We start from the raw sequence: 15,739 nt of genomic DNA, 5'->3' as shown, positions 1-15,739 counted from the left end.
CAGACTCCTGGAATGGGCTACGACTTCTGCTGCTCCCGCGTCGGGTCGAGATCGTCCTGAATTTCCGGCATGGCGGTCGCGTCGTCGATCTGCTCGCCGAGATACCGGACGATCACGGCCACCACGGCGGCGACCGGTACCGCGAGGAACGCGCCGACGATGCCGTAGAGCGACCCACCGCCGGTCACCGCGAGCAGCACGATCACCGCGTGCAGTTTCATGCTCCTACTCTGCAGCACCGGTTGCAGCACATTGCCCTCGATCTGCTGTACCGCGATGATGATGCCGAGCACGATCAGCGCCGTGGTGAAACCGTTGCCCACCAGGGCGACAAGCACCGCGAGCGCGCCGGCGACGAACGCGCCGACCATCGGAACGAACCCGCCGAGGAAGGTGATCACCGCGAGCACCAACGCCAGCGGGACACCGAGGATGACCAGACCCGCGCCGATGAAGATGGCGTCGATCAAACTCACCAGCGCCTGCGTACGGATGAAGCCGCCCAGCGTGGCCCAGATGCGGCCGAACACCTCCTCGACGTGTCGGCCGGTCCCGTGGCCGAGCACACTTTTGGTCCAGGGCAGGAAGCGCGGGCCGTCCTTGATGAAGAAGAAGCTCAGCACCAGCACCAGGAACAGCGTGACCAGAGCCGAGGTCGCCGCGCTCACGCCGCTGAAGACGCCGGTCGCGATCTGCTCGGCGCTGGACTGCAAGCGCGAGACGATCGCGTCGACGCCGGAGTTGAGTTGCTCGTCGCCGATGCGCAACGGCGGCCCCTGCAACCAGTCGCGTACCTGATTGACGCCCGCGGTCGACTTGTCGGCGAGGTCGGGTACTTGATCCACCACCGACGGCACGATCAACGCGATCACGCCGGACAGCACCACCAGGAACCCGAGTACCGTGACCGCTGCCGCCGCGGCGGGCCGGAAGTGGTGCTTGGTCAACCACCGCGTCGGCGGCCACAGCACCGTCGCCACCACGATCGCCAGGAGTACGGGCAGGACCACCACCCAAAGCTTGGCGACGACATAGCCGAGTACCCATACACCGGCGGCGATCGCGACGACACACAGTGCCCACTTCGCCAGCCACAGGACCCCCGCGCCGATCACGTCCCCGCGGTCGGGGATGACCGAACTCGTCGCACGGTCGCGCTTCTGATCGTCGGGCCGATCGATTGCCTCACTCACGCCGCAAGTCTGACATGCCCCACCCCGCGATTCCCTGCCTATCGTGCTCGACCCCTCGGCGCGCCTGTCCGGCTCGCGCGGCTTTCGCGGGCCGCCGATCGCGTCGCGGTGTGTTGCGGGTTCGGTGCCACAGCCGACCGGCGAACCATTATCGAAATCGCGGAACACACTTCGGCGACGACCGGAAGGGCGCGCGGGCCGTCTCGGCGCGCCTCCCGGCACCGACCACGCCGCCATGGTTAGACTCCCGACGCGCAGCCCACACGGCACCGTCCTGGGCGCGGGGGTACGGCTCGAATCCGACCGCCTGCCGCTGAATTCGTCGAAAACAAACCTCAGTCACGGTTTTATAACGTCACGCTCGGGTAACCGATCGTTATGACAGTGACGGATCACCGACCAACCCGGATCGCCGGTGTGGACGCGGGAACCGCGGCGCTGGCATTGTCCACATGCGTTGCCTTCTCGCTCGGCATCGCCGCCTTGACCCAATCGACGGTGACCGCACTGGTCTCCGGGGTGGCCATCATGGCTGGACTAGCGCTCGCTCTGATAATCCTGCCGCACAAGGCCTGACAAGATACTTCGCGACCGAACATTTCGTGGCAGCATCACACACCTACCGATATCGATCCGGAGGTGACGATGCTGTCACTGCAGGAGATCTCCGACCGCATGGAGATCCAGGACCTGATGGTCCGCTACGCGCACGCGGTGGACACCGCGCAATGGGAACTGCTCGACGAGATCTTCACCCCCGACGCGCACATCGACTACTCGGCCATGGGCGGCGCTGCCGGTGGCCTCACCGAAACCAAGCGGTTTCTCGCGGCCATGCTGCCGAACTTCCCCGCCTTCCAGCACATGATCGGTAATTCGGCGATCGCCCTCGACGGCGACACCGCGACGGCACGAACCATGTGCCACAACCCCATGGTCGTCTCGGGCGGCGAAGGGCCGCCGAGCCTCATGCTGTGTGGCCTCTGGTACCTCGACACCTTCGTCAGACTCGACGGGACGTGGCGGATCAAGACGCGCCTCGAGGAAAAGAGTTACGTCTTCGTCGCTCCGGCCGCACCCGGCACCACGTGATCGATCACGCGGTGCGACAGCGGTTTTCACCGCTCCAGCTTTCGATCAGCCCAACCGCAGTGCCTGCACCGGACAGCTGTCGATGATCAGCGCGGCCAACTCGGCATCGGAATCCACCGGATCGCTCGGCGCCTGCACGATGCCGGCGTCGTCGAGCTGAAACCACCCCGGCGCCAAGGCTTCACACATCCCGTGCCCCTCGCACCGCGCGCGATCGGCCTCGATCCTCATGACGACAGCCGCTCCAGTCGCAACGGCAGCCCGTCGGCGGGCATGGGCCCGGTTCCCGCCACCAACGGCACCTCGTAGCCCGGCGCGAGCGACCAGCGGTACCGCAACAGCATCTGATGCAGCACCGCCTTCACCGTCATACCGCCGAAATACAGGCCGATGCACTTGTGCGCCCCGCCGCCGAACGGCGCCCATGCCATCCGGTGCGACTTGTCTTCGCGGCGGTCGGGTGCGAAACGTTCCGGGTCCCACGCATCGGCGTCGTGCCAGTAACTTTCGGTGCGCATCAGCGAGTAGGGGCTCATCATGACGAGCGTGCCCTTGGGGACGTAATGGCCGAGAATGTCGGTGTCGGCGATGGTTTCGCGCATCTGCTGTGCCACCGGCGCGTACATTCGCATCGATTCCTTGAAGGCCAAGTCGAGGCTCGGCAAGTGCTCGAGATCGCCGTACTCCAGCGTCGCTTTGCCGAGCGCCTGCGATTCCGCGCGCAGGCGATCTTGCCAATCTTGGTGGCGAGCAAGCTCATAGGCCAGCATCGAGGCAGCGATGGTGCTCGTGTCGTGCGCGGCCATCATCACGAAGATCATGTGCTCGATGATCTCCTCGTCCGAGAACACCTCCCCGTCCTCGGTGCGCGCGTGGCACAGCACGCTGAACAGGTCGGTACCCTCGCCCGCGCGTTTGCCGGGCAGTTCGCGACGGAAGTAGTCGATGAGCACCTTGCGTCCGCGAATCCCCTTCGCCCATACACCGCCGGGCACGTTCGTGCGCACCAACGCGGTCGCACCGTGCACCGCGGCTTCGAAAGCCCTTTCCAACGTGGCGCTTTCGCGGCCGAGCTCGTCACCGGCGAAAACCTCGGTAGCTTGTGCGAGCAGGATCTGCTTGATCGAGTCGAACAGCGGGAAGTCCGGCGCCGCACGCCAACTCGCGACGGCGCGGGTGATTCTCGGTGTGGTCAGCTCGAGGTAGCCGACCAGCCGGGGACGGGTGAACGCCTGCTGCATGATCCGCCGGTGGAACAGGTGCTCGTCGAAGTCACGAAGCAGCAGGCCGCCGTGGAAGAACGGGCCGATCAGATACTCCCAGCCCTGTTGCGCCGAGAAGACCTTGTCGCGGTCCATCAGGACGACCTCGACGGCCTCCGGACTGCCGACCGTCACCATGCGACGACCGAGTGAACCCATCCAGCTCACCGGCCCGTAGCGCTCGTATCGTTCGCGTGCGAGTTCGATCGGCCTGGTGAGGGCGTCGAACAGGTAGCCGACGCCGGGTGCGCCCGGATCGCCGGGCAACGGCGCGAGACCACTACCCGGTGGCGGTTCGGCCAGCGCCGCGGCCTTGGACGGGTACCGTCGCGCCACCCCCGCCACGGCGAGTTGCACCCGACGGGCGAGTTGAGCGCGCTGATGCCGAGCCCGCTCGGACGGTCCGGAGACCAGTTGGGGCACAAGAAGACGCATGACGACCATCCCTTTCGCGACGCTGCGAACACTTCGTACCATATCGGAAACGAATGTTTCCGTAAACGATTGTTTCCCAATGGCAACTGTGCAAAGCTGCACGGGTGACCCGAGCCTCCAGCGGCACCTATCGCGGCACCTCGAGCGCCCAGCGCCGCGCCGAACGCCGCCGCCGACTCCTCGACGCCGCGCTCGACATCATCGGCACCCAGGGGCTGTCCGCACTCACCGTGCGTGGGGTCTGTGAACAGGGCAGGGTCGGCCCCCGCTTCTTCTACGAGGCCTTCCCCGACCTCGACACGCTCGCCGTCGAGCTCCTGCGCGAAATCCAAGAGGCCGCACTGGATTCCGCGCGCAAGGCGATCGCGAACACCGAAGGCGAACCCGGCGACCGGCTCAGGGCCGGCGTGACCGCACTGGTCACCGACCTCACCGACGACCCCCGCCGCGCCCAGCTGATCTTCGCGCAGGCGCACGGCAGCGAGACGCTCATGCGCAGCCGCTTCGAAGGCATGCGGCGCATCTCCGAAACCATCATCGAACAGACCCACCTGGTGCTGTCGGACGAACTACCCGCCGACAGCGACACCGCACTGTCGGCCACCTCGCGCCTCATCACCGGCGGCGCCGCCGAACTCGTCCTCGTCTGGCTCGACGGCGGACTGGAGGTGGATCGCGACGGACTCATCGCCCTCCTCGCCGACTTCACCATCTCGATGATCGAGCGAGTCCCCGGACTGGCGCGGCGGTTACCCGACCGCGCAGCCGCCCTGCACACCAACACCCCCGACTCTGCGGCGCGCTGACCCAGAATCTCCTCGATGACCTGCTGCGGTGCCATCGCGAACATTCCCATCGGACCGAGATCGGCGAGCGCCGAGCTGTCGAAGTCGACGACCTGCGCATCGAGCATGATCCCGGCGAAGTGACCGACGATCGGTGGTGCCGTCCTCGCGCGCGAAGATCGCCGGGTCGAGCTGGCGTCGCGGGTGCACGATCAGGAGCCGGGAACCGGAGTCCCCGTGGGTGTTTGCGCATTCGGCACGGTCGGATCGGTCGCCTCGACCGACTCGCGGCACGCCCTCGCGTCGGCGTTCGCACGACGACGGTAGTAGTACACCAACCCGGCGACGAGCAGCACACTGAACCAGACGTAGGTGTCGCCGACAACGTGTTCCCAAGGCGCCCACCGGGCTTCGAGGTCGTCACCGTGTGGCAACCAATTGTGCGGGCCGGTCACGAAGACCGCCGCCACCACGGCGATCGTCAGGTACCAGCCGATGCCGCGGCGCGGCAGTCGCAGGACCAGCCCCACCAGCGCGAAGAGACCCGGCGCGATCCACACCCAATGGTGCGACCACGAGATCGGCGACAGCAACAACGTGAATACCGCGTTGATCGACAATGCCAGCGCAGGGAACGCGGCCACCTGCCGCATCGCGGTGACCACCAGCGCTAGCACCAACGCACCGAGCAACAACCACAGCCCGGTGAACACCGGTTCGGGCACCCGCAGCCGCGACAGCACGCCCTGAATGGATTGATTGGTGTAGAACGCCGATCCGCTCAGCCCCGACACATTGCCGAGCCCGCCGAACCAGTACTTCACCGACTCCTTCGGCAGGATCGCGAAACTGAGACCGGTCGCGATGGCACCGGTGATCGCCGCGGTGATCGCGGAGCGGTAGTCCTTGCGCACCAGGAAATACAGCACGAACGCCGCGGGGGTGAGCTTGATCGCCGCCGCGATACCGATCAGCACGCCGCGCCGCCACCGTGGCTTCTCGGTGAGACAGTCCGCCGCGACCAACATCATCAGCAGGAGATTGACCTGCCCGAAACCGAGCGTGGCGTGCACCGGCTCCAGCATCAGGCCGAGCGGCGTCGCGCACAGGGTCGCCAGCAACGCCAGCTTGCGCTGCTGCTCGCCGGGCCAGATCCGCCGCGCGACCAGGTACAGCGTGATCCCGAGAGCGACGACGGAGCAGACAAAGAACGCGGGCGCCGCCACCGCGAACGGCAGCAGCGCGAACGGCCCCAACGCCAACGCGGCGAACGGTGGGTAGATGAACGGCAGCCCCGCGCCGATCGTCGTCTTGGGCAATTGCCCGTACATGTCGGCGCCGTGCCGCAGCGCGTCGACGCCCAGGCGATAGACCTGGAGGTCGATGAAAACGCCCATCGATTCCATGGGCCACAGCGGCAGCAGAATCCACACCGCGACGATCGCCGTCAATATCGCGGGTACCGACCACACCGCAGGCCTCAGTCGGCGCGACGAGGACTCCGGGGCATCCGCGGTGGTGGTCAGACTGCTCATCCGCGAAAACTATACCGACCGCATGACCGGGCTCACGCGTCGGCAGCCGATCGCCCGCGACGCGCGCGGAATTCGAAAACCGTGAGGCCGCACCCGGACTCCCCGCACGTGATAAGCAGGGGCGTATGGGTGCTGAAGACATTGATCCCGAAGTCATCGAGTTGGCCACCAAGGTGTTCGACCTCGCGCGCGAAGGCGACGCCGATCGACTCGCCGCCTACGTGGACGCCGGTGTTCCGGTCGACCTCACCAACGACGCCGGCGACACACTGCTGATGCTCGCGGCCTACCACGGTCATCGCGCGGCCGTCGCCGCCCTGCTCGGTCGTGGCGCCGACGCCAACCGCGCCAACGACAAGGGGCAGACGCCGCTGGCGGGTGTGGTCTTCAAAGGCAACACCGAGATCGTGAAACAGCTCGTCGCGGCGAAAGCCGATCCCGACCTCGGCCAGCCCTCCGCGCGCACCGCCGCGATCATGTTCGAGCGCGAGGATCTCCTCGGCTTGTTCCCGGCGCCGTGACCGCTCCTGGAATTTCGGCCCCGCGGTGACCGTTGGTCACTGTGGGGGCAACGATCCGAATCGAAGGGGATGGTCATGAGCAGCAGAATCAGTACACAGACCTTCGACAGCCAAATCATCGACGAGTTCCGCGCCAACGCGGGCAAGGTCGGCGGCGTCTTCGCCGGCGCACCCATGGTGCTGATCACGACGACCGGTGCGAAGACGGGAAACCAGATCACAATCCCGCTGGTGTACCTGCGCGACGGCGAACGCGTCGTACTCATCGCGTCGAACCACGGCTCCGACCACAATCCCGGCTGGTACCACAACCTGCGTGCGGACCCGCACCTCACCGTGGAGCTCGGCATCGAGAAGTTCCCCGCCGTGGCAAGTATCGCCACCGGCGCCGAACGTGATCGCCTCTACGGCGCCATGGCCGTCGCGCGGCCGGACTTCGCGAGGTATCAGGAGGAAACCGAGCGCGAAATCCCGGTCGTGACGGTGTATCGAGAGAACGCCTGAGCGACTCAATCGCGTTCGCGTACCGCCTTGGCCGCCTTGCGCGCCGCGACGAGTACGGGATCCCACACCGGCGAGAACGGGGGCGCGTACCCGAGGTCGAGGGTGATCATCTGTTCAACCGTCATGCGCGCGGTCAACGCCACCGCGGCCACGTCGACCCGTTTGGCCGCGCCCTCGCCACCGATGATCTGGACGCCGAGTAATCGGCCGGTCAGCCGTTCGGCCAGCATTTTCACCGTCATCGCGCCGGCGTCGGGATAGTAGCCGGCGCGCGCGGTGGATTCGATGGTCACCGCGACGTACTGCAAGCCCGCCTCCCGCGCGTCGCGCTCCCGCAAGCCCGTACGCGCTACTTCCAGCTCACACACCTTGCTCACCGCGGTCCCGACGACACCGGGGAATGTCGCGTATCCGCCGCCGACGACCGAGCCGATGATCTGACCATGCTTGTTGGCGTGCGTGCCGAGGGCGATATGCCGTTGCGTGCCCGACACCAGGTCCAGCACCTCGACGCAGTCGCCGCCCGCCCAGATGTTGTCGTAACCGCACACGCGCATCGCCATATCGGTGCGCAGCCCACCCTGGGTACCGAGCGGTAGGCCAGCGGCCCGCGCCAAGTCCGTCTGCGGCCGCACCCCGATACCGAGGACAACGACATCGGCCGGATATTCGGCGGCCGCGGTGACCACCGCCGATACCCGACCATCCGCGCCGGTGCGCAGTTCGGTCACCTCCGCGTCCCCGATCACCTCGATGCCCATCCCCGCCATCGCCGCGCGCACCGAAGCACCCATGTCCGGATCCAGCGTGGACATCGGTTCCGACCCGCGATTGACCATCGTGACCGAGTACCCGCGATTGATCAGCGCTTCCGCCATCTCGACGCCGATATAGCCCGCGCCGACCACCACGGCGCGGGTGCCTGCGGTCTGTTCCAGCGTCTCGATCAGGGCTTGGCCGTCGTCGAGAGTTTGCACGCCGTGCACGCCGGGCGCGTCGATACCGGGCAGGTCGGGCCGGATCGGGGTGGCACCGGTGGCGATGACGAGTTTGTCGTAGGCGGTCCACGACTCCTGCCCGGACGCCAAGTCGCGGGCGCGAACGCGGCGACCCGCGACGTCGATCTCGACGACCTCGACCCGCATCCGCAGATCGATGCCGCGCTCGCGATGCTCACTCGGCGTCCTGGCGATCAGCTCGTCGCGTGCGGTGACGGCACCGCCAACCCAGTACGGGATCCCGCAGGCGGAGAAGGACGTGAACCCGCCGCGCTCGAACACGACGATCTCGAGCTCGTCCACGCCGCGCAGTCTGCGGGCTTGTGAGGCCGCGGACATGCCCGTCGCGTCGGCGCCGATCACCACCAGTCGCTCAGTCATTGCCCCAACCTACGACGGATGCGGTCGATCACCGTCCGCGCCATCCTGATCGAAACCGTCGTTGTCGTGGTGGAACAGCGTGCTTGCTGGGGCTTTTCTGTGAGGGTTCACGGTGGCGAAAGATCACAACGCCAGGATTTGCGACCGGCGGGTACGGTTGGGTCCGGCCTCGCACTGTTGAACGGCGAGCGCGACGGCGAAAGGCAGAGCATGAGATGAACCAGCCGTATTCGTCGTGGGGTGCGGGAAATTCGACGCAGGACCAGTCACTGGCCGAGCGCTATCGCAGCGCGGACCCGATCACCTGGCACGGCACCTTGGTCTATCCGATGTACACCACCCGGATCGGACCGGTGCCGACGGTGGTCACCGTGAAGCTCGTGTCCGCTGCTCCCCCACCGGGATTGCGCAGCGTCGGGATCGGGCTGTCGGTCGTCGAGGGCTACGTCGATCTCAATGGACGCCGACTACCCGGTGTCGACGCGTGGAGTGACGCCTTGGTCGGCGGCGGCGCCGGCATCGAGGTGACGCCCACCGGTCCCGGCACCCTGGTCACCCTCACCCCGGTGTGGGTGGACGGCTTCGGCGTGCACAAGTCCTGGGTCGGCAATTACGGCATGGTGATCGAGAACACGCAGGACGGTCGAATCGTCCTGTGGTGCAGCATCGGTGAGGGCCCCGCCAATTTCGCGAACCTGGTCGCCGAGGTGCATACCACTCCCGCGGTGCGCGCACCGAACGTGGTGTCGTCGCTTCCCGTGTCCGGGGAGTTTCCGGCGGTCGAGGATCTGGTTCGCGTCCCGTCCCCCGCGCCGGAAGCACCGCCGAGACCGCACGGAGTCGCCCCGGAGTCGTCGCTGCCGCAGCATGTCCCAGCGCCGGTCCCGGTCGAGTCCGCCCCGAATTCGCCTGCCACACCGGTTGTCTCGTCCACTCCTGTGATCCCTTCGGCTCCCGCGCCGGTGCATTCACCAGCGCAGGTCGAGGACGACTGGGATCCCACTCCCGCTTCCGCACCGAATCCAGTTGTTCCCCTGCGGGATCCGGTGACGCAACTGATTCCGAATACGCCGCCCCCTGCGCGTGCGCGAGAATCGGGTCCGCCGACCGCGCCGACAAAGCCCGTTCCGCGTACCGAGCGCCCTGCGGACCCGCCGACCGCCCCTTGGGATCGTCGCGAAACAACCGGGCCACACACCGCGCCGCCGGTTTCGCGCACTTCCGCCGACCCTGCGGCACCCGACCGACCGTTCGCGCTGCCCGAAAGTGCGCCGCCGCCTTCCACACCGCCACCGGTATCGTCGGCACCGCACCAGCCGCAGTCGCCACCCGTGCAGTACCCCTACGAGGGCGGGCCGCAGACCCAGTTCGGGCCGGGCCCGCAGTTCGCCCCGCCGAACCACTCCGGGCAATTCGGTCCCGCGAGCCAGCACCAGCAGCCACCGCAGTCGGGACCGCAGGGCGCGTACGCGCAGGCGCCGTTCGGGATGGTCGAATACGCGCCGCAGCCGCCGTACCCCGCGCCGCCGGAATTCACCCCACCCCCGCAACCCGTGGCGCCACAGCACTTTCCGGCGCCGCAGTACGGTGGCCCCGCCGCGCCACCGACCCATCCGGTCGCCGCGGTCGGTTCGCAGCCGCCCGGCCCCGCCACGCCGACCGATACGCACGCGCCGACGGCCGAATACCTGCCGACCCCCGCTCCGTTACCGCCGCCCGCGCCGCCACCGAAACCGCCGACGCCGCTGCACTCCCGACCGCCGGAGGATCGCGGCTATCGCAGCGCGCTCTACGACCTCGGCGTCGCCATGTACGCGCGTGGTGAGGGCGACGAGGCGCTCGGGTTGTGGACACAGGCCGCCGACCGGGGGCACGCGGGGGCGGCGCACGATCTGGGCGTGGTCAGCCTCGAGCGCGGTGACATCGCCGGCGCGCAAGACTGGCTACGCCTAGCGTCCGACCGCCGCGACACCCGAGCGATGCTCATTCTCGCCGATTTGCTCGACCACCTGGGCAACGGGGACGAGGCGAACTTCTGGCGTGTGCGCGCCGACGAGCAGCAGGACTTCGACACAGCCGCTTCGTGAGGGCTGCGCACGCGACCCGTAGGTGCAGGCGATGGCACACGGCGGGGGTAACCTCGGGCCAGCCGAGGCGGTATGGCCACCGTCGTACTCACTCTGGCGAGCACGCAGCGGACAGTCGCGAGCGCGCGTTCTGGCAATTGGGGTCGCTCAACGGCGCGGTGTGGGACGAAACGGGTATGGGCGAACAAGGTCCGCGTACACCCGCGATAAAATCAGTGGCGACGAAGTGTGCCAGCCGCGTAGGTTCGCGGCATGGGTAGCCAAGCCGTCAACGGAGGATGCGCGATCGGCGCATATTACATTCGGCTGCGCGCGTGCGCCCGGGCTCTGCCCGCGCAGCGCGGCGTCCGCGCTCCCCACTGAGCGCGTCGCTGTTCACCGCTGAGTTCCGCTGAACCGGCGGTCGGCGCCGCCCCTTTCTCCACTCGAAGCCGTGCCGTCGCACGGGATCGTCATCGGTCCCGCGCGCGGCCGCTGACGCGGTGGGAATTTCGCGCACCGGCATGGGTCCGGGCGATTCGACTCGCCCTTGAATCGACTCACTCCCTGCGGAGCACACCCATGTCTCGCGACCGTTCCCCTTCGCGCGCCCACGGCGCACACCCCCGCACAATCCGCCCCAGAATGCTGCTGTCGCAGAACTTCCTCACCAATTCCGACATCGCCCGGCGGATCGTCCGCTCCTCCGGTGTCGGGCCCGACGATCTCGTCCTGGAGGTCGGCCCCGGCGACGGGATGCTCACCAGACACCTACTCGAGGTCGTCGACCGCGTCCGAGCCTACGAGAAGGACCGTGGCTACGCCGAACGTCTCCGTGCGCGGTATGCCGACGATCACCGAATCCGGTTGTTTCACCGCGACTTCCGCACGCTGCCCGCCCCCGACGAGCCGTTCGCGGTGGTCGCCAATGTGCCCTTCGCGGTCACCACCGACATCGTGCGTTGGTGCCTGTCGGCACGGAAGCTCACCTCGGCGACCCTGCTCACCCAACGTGAGTTCGCTTGCAAGCACTCCGGCGCCTACGGCAGGTGGAGCAAGCTCGCCGTCACCCACTGGCCAACGGTCGCCATAGGTTTGGGTGTTCGTATCGGCAGAGAGCACTTTCACCCGGTCCCGAAGGTCGATGCGGCACTCTTGCACCTACGCCGCCGCGACCGCCCGCTTCTGCCCGCCTCGGCCCTCGCCGACTACCGAGCGTTGGTAGAGCTCGGCTACTCCGGTGTCGGTGGTTCGTTGGCGGCGTCACTGCGACGTGAACTCCCGACCCGCCGGGTCGCGCGAGCATGCCTGATCGCCCATGTCGCCGGGGACCTCCCGGTCGGGTTCGTCAGGCCGGAGCAGTGGCTCACCCTCTACCGGGAGCTTCGTCGGTGAGCAGCACGACACCACCACACCGCCGATGCCGTGGGCTAGATTCAGGCGTCGAGGCCGAGGACAGGAGCAACGTGAGCAATTACGGCGACTACCAGAACGAGATCTATTTCCAGGGCCTCGGCGGCGTGCTGCCCGACCTGCCGATGACCTACTCCGAACTCGAGACCAAGGCGAAAGCGGCTATGGCGCCGGGGATTTGGTCATATGTCGCGGGCGGCGCCGGCGACGAGCACACCCAGCGGGTCAACGTCAGTGCCTTCGAGCGACTCGGGGTGGTTCCACGTATGTTGCGTGCGTCGGCCACTCGGGATCTGTCCATCGAGTTGTTCGGCATGCGACTGCCCTCTCCCGTGTTCCTCGCGCCCGTCGGCGTGCTCGGCCTGTGCGCACAGGACGGACACGGCGACATCGCGACCGCGCGGGCCGCCGCACGCACGGGAGTGCCGATGGTGGCCTCCACCCTCACCGTCGATCCACTGGAGGAGGTCGCCACCCATTTCGGGGAGACCCCCGGCATGTTCCAGCTCTACACGCCCACCGACCGCGATCTCGCCCAGAGTCTCGTGACACGCGCCGAGACCGCGGGCTACCGTGCCATCGTCGTCACGCTCGACACCTGGGTTCCGGGTTGGCGCCCGCGCGATCTGGCACTGTCGAACTTTCCGCAGTTGCGCGGGCACTGCCTGGCCAACTACTTCAGCGATCCGGTGTTTCGTGGTCTGCTGGCCACCCCACCGGAGCAGGACCCGAAGACCGCGGTACTGACCTGGATTTCCCAGTTCGGGAACCCGCTGACGTGGGACGATCTGCCGTGGCTTAGGTCGCTCACGAAGTTGCCGCTGATTCTCAAAGGCATGTGCCACCCCGACGACGTGCGCCGCGCGAAGGACGCCGGGGTCGACGGCATCTACTGCTCGAATCATGGTGGCCGACAAGCCAACGGCGGAATCCCCGCGATCGATCATCTGCCGGGTGTGGTCGCGGCGGCCGACGAGCTGCCGGTGCTCTTCGATTCCGGAGTCCGTACCGGCGCCGACATCGTGAAGGCGCTCGCGCTGGGCGCCACGGCGGTGGGTATCGGCCGCCCCTACCCGTACGGTCTCGCGCTCGGCGGGGTCGATGGCATCGTGCACGTGCTGCGCGCGTTGCTGGCCGAGGCGGATCTGCTGATGGCGGTGAACGGCTATCCCACGATCGCGGACCTGACGCCGGAGGCCGTGGTGGGTCGCGGGGCTCAGCTCGGCTGAATCAGCATGCGCTTGAGGATCTTTCCGGTCGCGTTGCGTGGCAGTGCTTCGAGGAAGGTCACGTCGCGCGGTACCGAGAAGCGGCTGAGCCGGTGGCGGATGTAGTTGCAGACCATGTCACGGTCGAGCCCGAAACCTTCCCTGGTCACGACGAAGGCGGCTAGCCGCTGACCGTAGTCGGGGTCGGGCACGCCCACCACCGCCACCTCGCTCACCTGTGGCAGATGCGACAGCGCCTCCTCCACCGGACGCGGGAAGACGTTCTCGCCTCCCGAGATGATCATCTCGTCGTCGCGCCCCGCCACGAACAGCAGCCCGTCGGCGTCGACGTAGCCGAGGTCGCCGGTGTCGAGCAGCCCATCCCATTCGGTGGGCGGCTTGGCGTCGGTGTAGCCGTCGAACAGCATGTGGTTCAGCACGAATATCCTGCCGGTGACCCCGATCGGCACGGGTCGTAGATTCTGGTCGAGCACAGCGAGTTTCGTGCCGTGCGGGGGCCTGCCCGCCGTCGTCGGCGCCGCGCGCAGGTCGGCGGGGTCGGCGATAGTGGCCCAGGAGACTTCCGTGGAACCGTAGACGTTGTAGAGCACGTCGCCGAAAAGGTCCATGAATCGCAGCACCGCCTGCCCACTGAGCGGCGCACCACAGCTGGCGACCACGCGCAGGCTCGAGGTGTCGTAGCGGTCGCGAATCCGGGGTGGCAGATCGAGGATGCGATTGATCATGACCGGAACCACGATCAGGGCGGTGATCCGGTGTTGCTCGATCAGGCGAAGGCAGTCCTCGGCGTCGAACCGTTCCGGCAGCACGACGGTGGCGCGGATCGGGGTGCTGATCTGCAAGGCGGCCAGTCCCCAGGTATGGAACAACGGTGCGGGGATGAGCATGGTCTCGTCCATCCGCAGCGGGATCCGGGACAACAGCGCGGCGACGGTGCCGAAGCCCTTGGGCTGCGGGCGTTGCGCGCTCTTGGGCATGCCGCTGGTGCCCGAGGTGAGCACGATCAGTCCGCCGGGTTGTGCCGGACGCGCGAAGGTCGGTGCGTCCAGACAGATCAGGTCCTCGACGGTGTAGCGCTCGAAGACGGTGTCGGGAGTGGTGGCGAAACGCGGTACCTCGGCGGGAATGTAGGTGACCTGCGCGTCGAACTCGTCGTCGACGAAGACGGCCGACAACCCGTGCCGATTCGCGACCTCTTCGATCTGTCCCGGCGAGAGGCCGGTATTGAGCAGAACGGTGTCCACGCCCAGTTTCCCAGTGGCAACCATGGTCTCGACCATGGTGATGTGGTTCCGCGACAGCAGCCCCACCTTGTCGCGCGCCCCGATTCCGAGGAAGCCGAGCGCGGAGGCCAGCCTGTGGGTGCGGCTGTGTGTCTCGCCGAAGGTGAGCGTGCCCCAGGAGTCGATCAGCGCTGGTCGGCGTGGGGAGTGCCCGGCCGCGGCCGCGTAACCACCGGCGAGGTTGAAGCCCCATTTGGCCAGTCCGCCGAGTTGTTTGGCGATCCGGTCGGGCCGGTATGTGCGCACGACACCGGTGCTGACCATTTGTTTCATGGTGGCGACCTGGAGTTTGGAGCCCGATTCCTCGCCGTTGCTCAGCACCGAAGTCTGCGCGCCGAGGACGGCCTCGGCGATCAGTGTCAATCCGGCACGCACCCAGGCGATCACGGATTCGTTGTCCTGCTCGGCGATCCACGGATGAATCCTGCCCGCGCCGAACAGGGTGATACCCACCCGCGTGTGCTGCTCGTCGCCACGCAACCGGAAAGCGACGAAGCTACCGAGTCCAGGACACTGGAGCTCGAATGTCTCTGTGTCCCTTCCGACTTGGAGCCGGAGAGCAGGCACGGCCAGTTCGATTCCCGCGTGCACCGCACGGATCAGCAGGACCGGTTGCGTGTCGGATGTCTCGGCGAGTGCGCAGTCCCCGATGCCATGGAACATCCGCGGATAGGTCTGTGGATCCAGCAGGAAATCCCACATGGTCTGTCGTGCGACCGCGAACTCCGCATCGACATTGATGACGTCCGTAACCAACGCGTACAACTTCTTCAAGGGCCGACCGATCGGGCTTTGGTCGGCATCGTGAATGTATTTGTACCCGCCAGTAACAAGTAGGTCAAGAGCCCGAAGCGTAGCCGAGTATTAGCTGAAGTCGCCCACTCGGCCAACCCGACGTTACCTTGCCGTTACCTGTCGTTCGCCAGGCGATAGCGCCGCCCAAAAAGTTCTGTCGAAATTTCTGCTGGTCAACGTGACAACCCACCGCCGAGCACCGAAGAAGAAGCCAGACATGCCGTGGGGCCGCCCAGCGATACGCTGG

At 67.1% G+C, this 15,739-nt stretch carries 14 protein-coding genes; 8 read left to right on the top strand and 6 right to left on the bottom strand.

Translation table 11 applies throughout. The features are described from left to right. Positions 1-17: 17 nt before the first annotated feature. A complete protein-coding gene (locus ABEA50_RS10315; RefSeq protein ID WP_425577637.1) occupies positions 18-1,181 on the bottom strand; it encodes an AI-2E family transporter in 1,164 nt (387 codons plus the stop codon). Positions 1,182-1,571: 390 nt separating this feature from the next. Between ABEA50_RS10315 and ABEA50_RS10310 the strand changes: the two genes are divergently transcribed. Then, positions 1,572-1,769 carry a hypothetical protein gene (locus tag ABEA50_RS10310; protein WP_345495029.1) on the top strand — a complete coding sequence of 66 codons (198 nt, stop codon included), beginning with the start codon at positions 1,572-1,574 and terminating at the stop codon, positions 1,767-1,769. Between the two features lie 69 nt (positions 1,770-1,838). After that, positions 1,839-2,285, top strand: a complete 447-nt coding sequence (locus ABEA50_RS10305; protein WP_345495028.1) for a nuclear transport factor 2 family protein — start codon at positions 1,839-1,841, stop codon at positions 2,283-2,285. 45 nt (positions 2,286-2,330) lie between these two features. Here ABEA50_RS10305 and ABEA50_RS10300 read toward each other — a convergent pair whose 3' ends face one another. Both ABEA50_RS10300 and ABEA50_RS10295 read right to left on the bottom strand, forming a co-directional pair. Then, entirely contained in the window at positions 2,331-2,516 is a 186-nt protein-coding gene (locus ABEA50_RS10300) for a ferredoxin (RefSeq protein WP_345495027.1), read from the bottom strand. Beyond that, positions 2,513-3,982, bottom strand: coding sequence for a cytochrome P450 (locus ABEA50_RS10295; protein ID WP_345495026.1), 1,470 nt, complete (start codon positions 3,980-3,982; stop codon positions 2,513-2,515). Before ABEA50_RS10295 ends, ABEA50_RS10300 begins: the two co-directional genes overlap by 4 nt. Before the next feature lie 104 nt (positions 3,983-4,086). On the opposite strand from ABEA50_RS10295, the gene ABEA50_RS10290 reads away from it, so the two are divergent. Then, positions 4,087-4,788: a TetR/AcrR family transcriptional regulator gene (locus tag ABEA50_RS10290; protein WP_345495025.1), complete on the top strand. Its 702-nt coding sequence runs from the start codon at positions 4,087-4,089 to the stop codon at positions 4,786-4,788. Between the two features lie 191 nt (positions 4,789-4,979). On the opposite strand, the gene ABEA50_RS10285 is transcribed toward ABEA50_RS10290, so the two are convergent. After that, positions 4,980-6,302, bottom strand: a complete 1,323-nt coding sequence (locus ABEA50_RS10285) for a glycosyltransferase 87 family protein (RefSeq protein ID WP_345495024.1) — start codon at positions 6,300-6,302, stop codon at positions 4,980-4,982. A 125-nt stretch (positions 6,303-6,427) separates the two neighbouring features. Here ABEA50_RS10285 and ABEA50_RS10280 point away from each other — a divergent pair, with 125 nt between their 5' ends. Then, complete coding sequence (locus tag ABEA50_RS10280; protein WP_345495023.1) at positions 6,428-6,823, top strand: ankyrin repeat domain-containing protein; 396 nt, start codon at positions 6,428-6,430, stop codon at positions 6,821-6,823. A 75-nt stretch (positions 6,824-6,898) separates the two neighbouring features. Further along, on the top strand, positions 6,899-7,327 hold the full coding sequence (locus ABEA50_RS10275; RefSeq protein WP_345495022.1) for a nitroreductase family deazaflavin-dependent oxidoreductase: 429 nt from the start codon (positions 6,899-6,901) through the stop codon (positions 7,325-7,327). A 5-nt stretch (positions 7,328-7,332) separates the two neighbouring features. Here the strand turns inward: ABEA50_RS10275 and ABEA50_RS10270 are convergent, their stop codons facing one another. Then, complete coding sequence (locus ABEA50_RS10270; RefSeq protein WP_345495021.1) at positions 7,333-8,706, bottom strand: FAD-dependent oxidoreductase; 1,374 nt, start codon at positions 8,704-8,706, stop codon at positions 7,333-7,335. 215 nt (positions 8,707-8,921) lie between these two features. Here ABEA50_RS10270 and ABEA50_RS10265 point away from each other — a divergent pair, with 215 nt between their 5' ends. From ABEA50_RS10265 to ABEA50_RS10255, 3 genes are all read left to right on the top strand, one after another. Next, positions 8,922-10,793 (top strand): tetratricopeptide repeat protein, encoded by a 1,872-nt coding sequence (locus tag ABEA50_RS10265; protein WP_345495020.1) that lies wholly within the window; start codon positions 8,922-8,924, stop codon positions 10,791-10,793. Between the two features lie 624 nt (positions 10,794-11,417). After that, positions 11,418-12,167 (top strand): 23S ribosomal RNA methyltransferase Erm, encoded by a 750-nt coding sequence (gene erm / locus ABEA50_RS10260; protein WP_345495019.1) that lies wholly within the window; start codon positions 11,418-11,420, stop codon positions 12,165-12,167. A 71-nt stretch (positions 12,168-12,238) separates the two neighbouring features. After that, positions 12,239-13,414, top strand: coding sequence for an alpha-hydroxy-acid oxidizing protein (locus ABEA50_RS10255; protein ID WP_345495018.1), 1,176 nt, complete (start codon positions 12,239-12,241; stop codon positions 13,412-13,414). On the opposite strand, the gene ABEA50_RS10250 is transcribed toward ABEA50_RS10255, so the two are convergent. Next, the gene (locus ABEA50_RS10250) at positions 13,402-15,399 is read right to left on the bottom strand and encodes an AMP-binding protein (protein ID WP_345496510.1); all 1,998 of its coding nucleotides are present in this window, start codon (positions 15,397-15,399) and stop codon (positions 13,402-13,404) included. The genes ABEA50_RS10255 and ABEA50_RS10250 overlap by 13 nt on opposite strands. Between the last annotated feature and the right edge of the window lie 340 nt (positions 15,400-15,739).

Source organism: Nocardia callitridis (assembly GCF_039543305.1).
Classification (GTDB): domain Bacteria; phylum Actinomycetota; class Actinomycetes; order Mycobacteriales; family Mycobacteriaceae; genus Nocardia; species Nocardia callitridis.
Note: the sequence above shows the minus strand (reverse complement) of the source record. Positions and strands in the feature narration are given on the sequence as shown.

Excerpts from the sequence above, each read along its gene's own strand:
- ABEA50_RS10310 (WP_345495029.1), top strand. The coding sequence starts at position 1,572 with ATGACAGTGACGGATCACCGACCAACCCGGATCGCCGGTGTGGACGCG.
- ABEA50_RS10305 (WP_345495028.1), top strand. The coding sequence starts at position 1,839 with ATGCTGTCACTGCAGGAGATCTCCGACCGCATGGAGATCCAGGACCTG.
- ABEA50_RS10300 (WP_345495027.1), bottom strand. The coding sequence starts at position 2,516 with ATGAGGATCGAGGCCGATCGCGCGCGGTGCGAGGGGCACGGGATGTGT.
- ABEA50_RS10295 (WP_345495026.1), bottom strand. The coding sequence starts at position 3,982 with ATGCGTCTTCTTGTGCCCCAACTGGTCTCCGGACCGTCCGAGCGGGCT.
- ABEA50_RS10285 (WP_345495024.1), bottom strand. The coding sequence starts at position 6,302 with ATGAGCAGTCTGACCACCACCGCGGATGCCCCGGAGTCCTCGTCGCGC.
- ABEA50_RS10280 (WP_345495023.1), top strand. The coding sequence starts at position 6,428 with ATGGGTGCTGAAGACATTGATCCCGAAGTCATCGAGTTGGCCACCAAG.
- ABEA50_RS10275 (WP_345495022.1), top strand. The coding sequence starts at position 6,899 with ATGAGCAGCAGAATCAGTACACAGACCTTCGACAGCCAAATCATCGAC.
- ABEA50_RS10270 (WP_345495021.1), bottom strand. The coding sequence starts at position 8,706 with ATGACTGAGCGACTGGTGGTGATCGGCGCCGACGCGACGGGCATGTCC.
- ABEA50_RS10265 (WP_345495020.1), top strand. The coding sequence starts at position 8,922 with ATGAACCAGCCGTATTCGTCGTGGGGTGCGGGAAATTCGACGCAGGAC.
- erm (WP_345495019.1), top strand. The coding sequence starts at position 11,418 with ATGCTGCTGTCGCAGAACTTCCTCACCAATTCCGACATCGCCCGGCGG.
- ABEA50_RS10250 (WP_345496510.1), bottom strand. The coding sequence starts at position 15,399 with ATGTGGGATTTCCTGCTGGATCCACAGACCTATCCGCGGATGTTCCAT.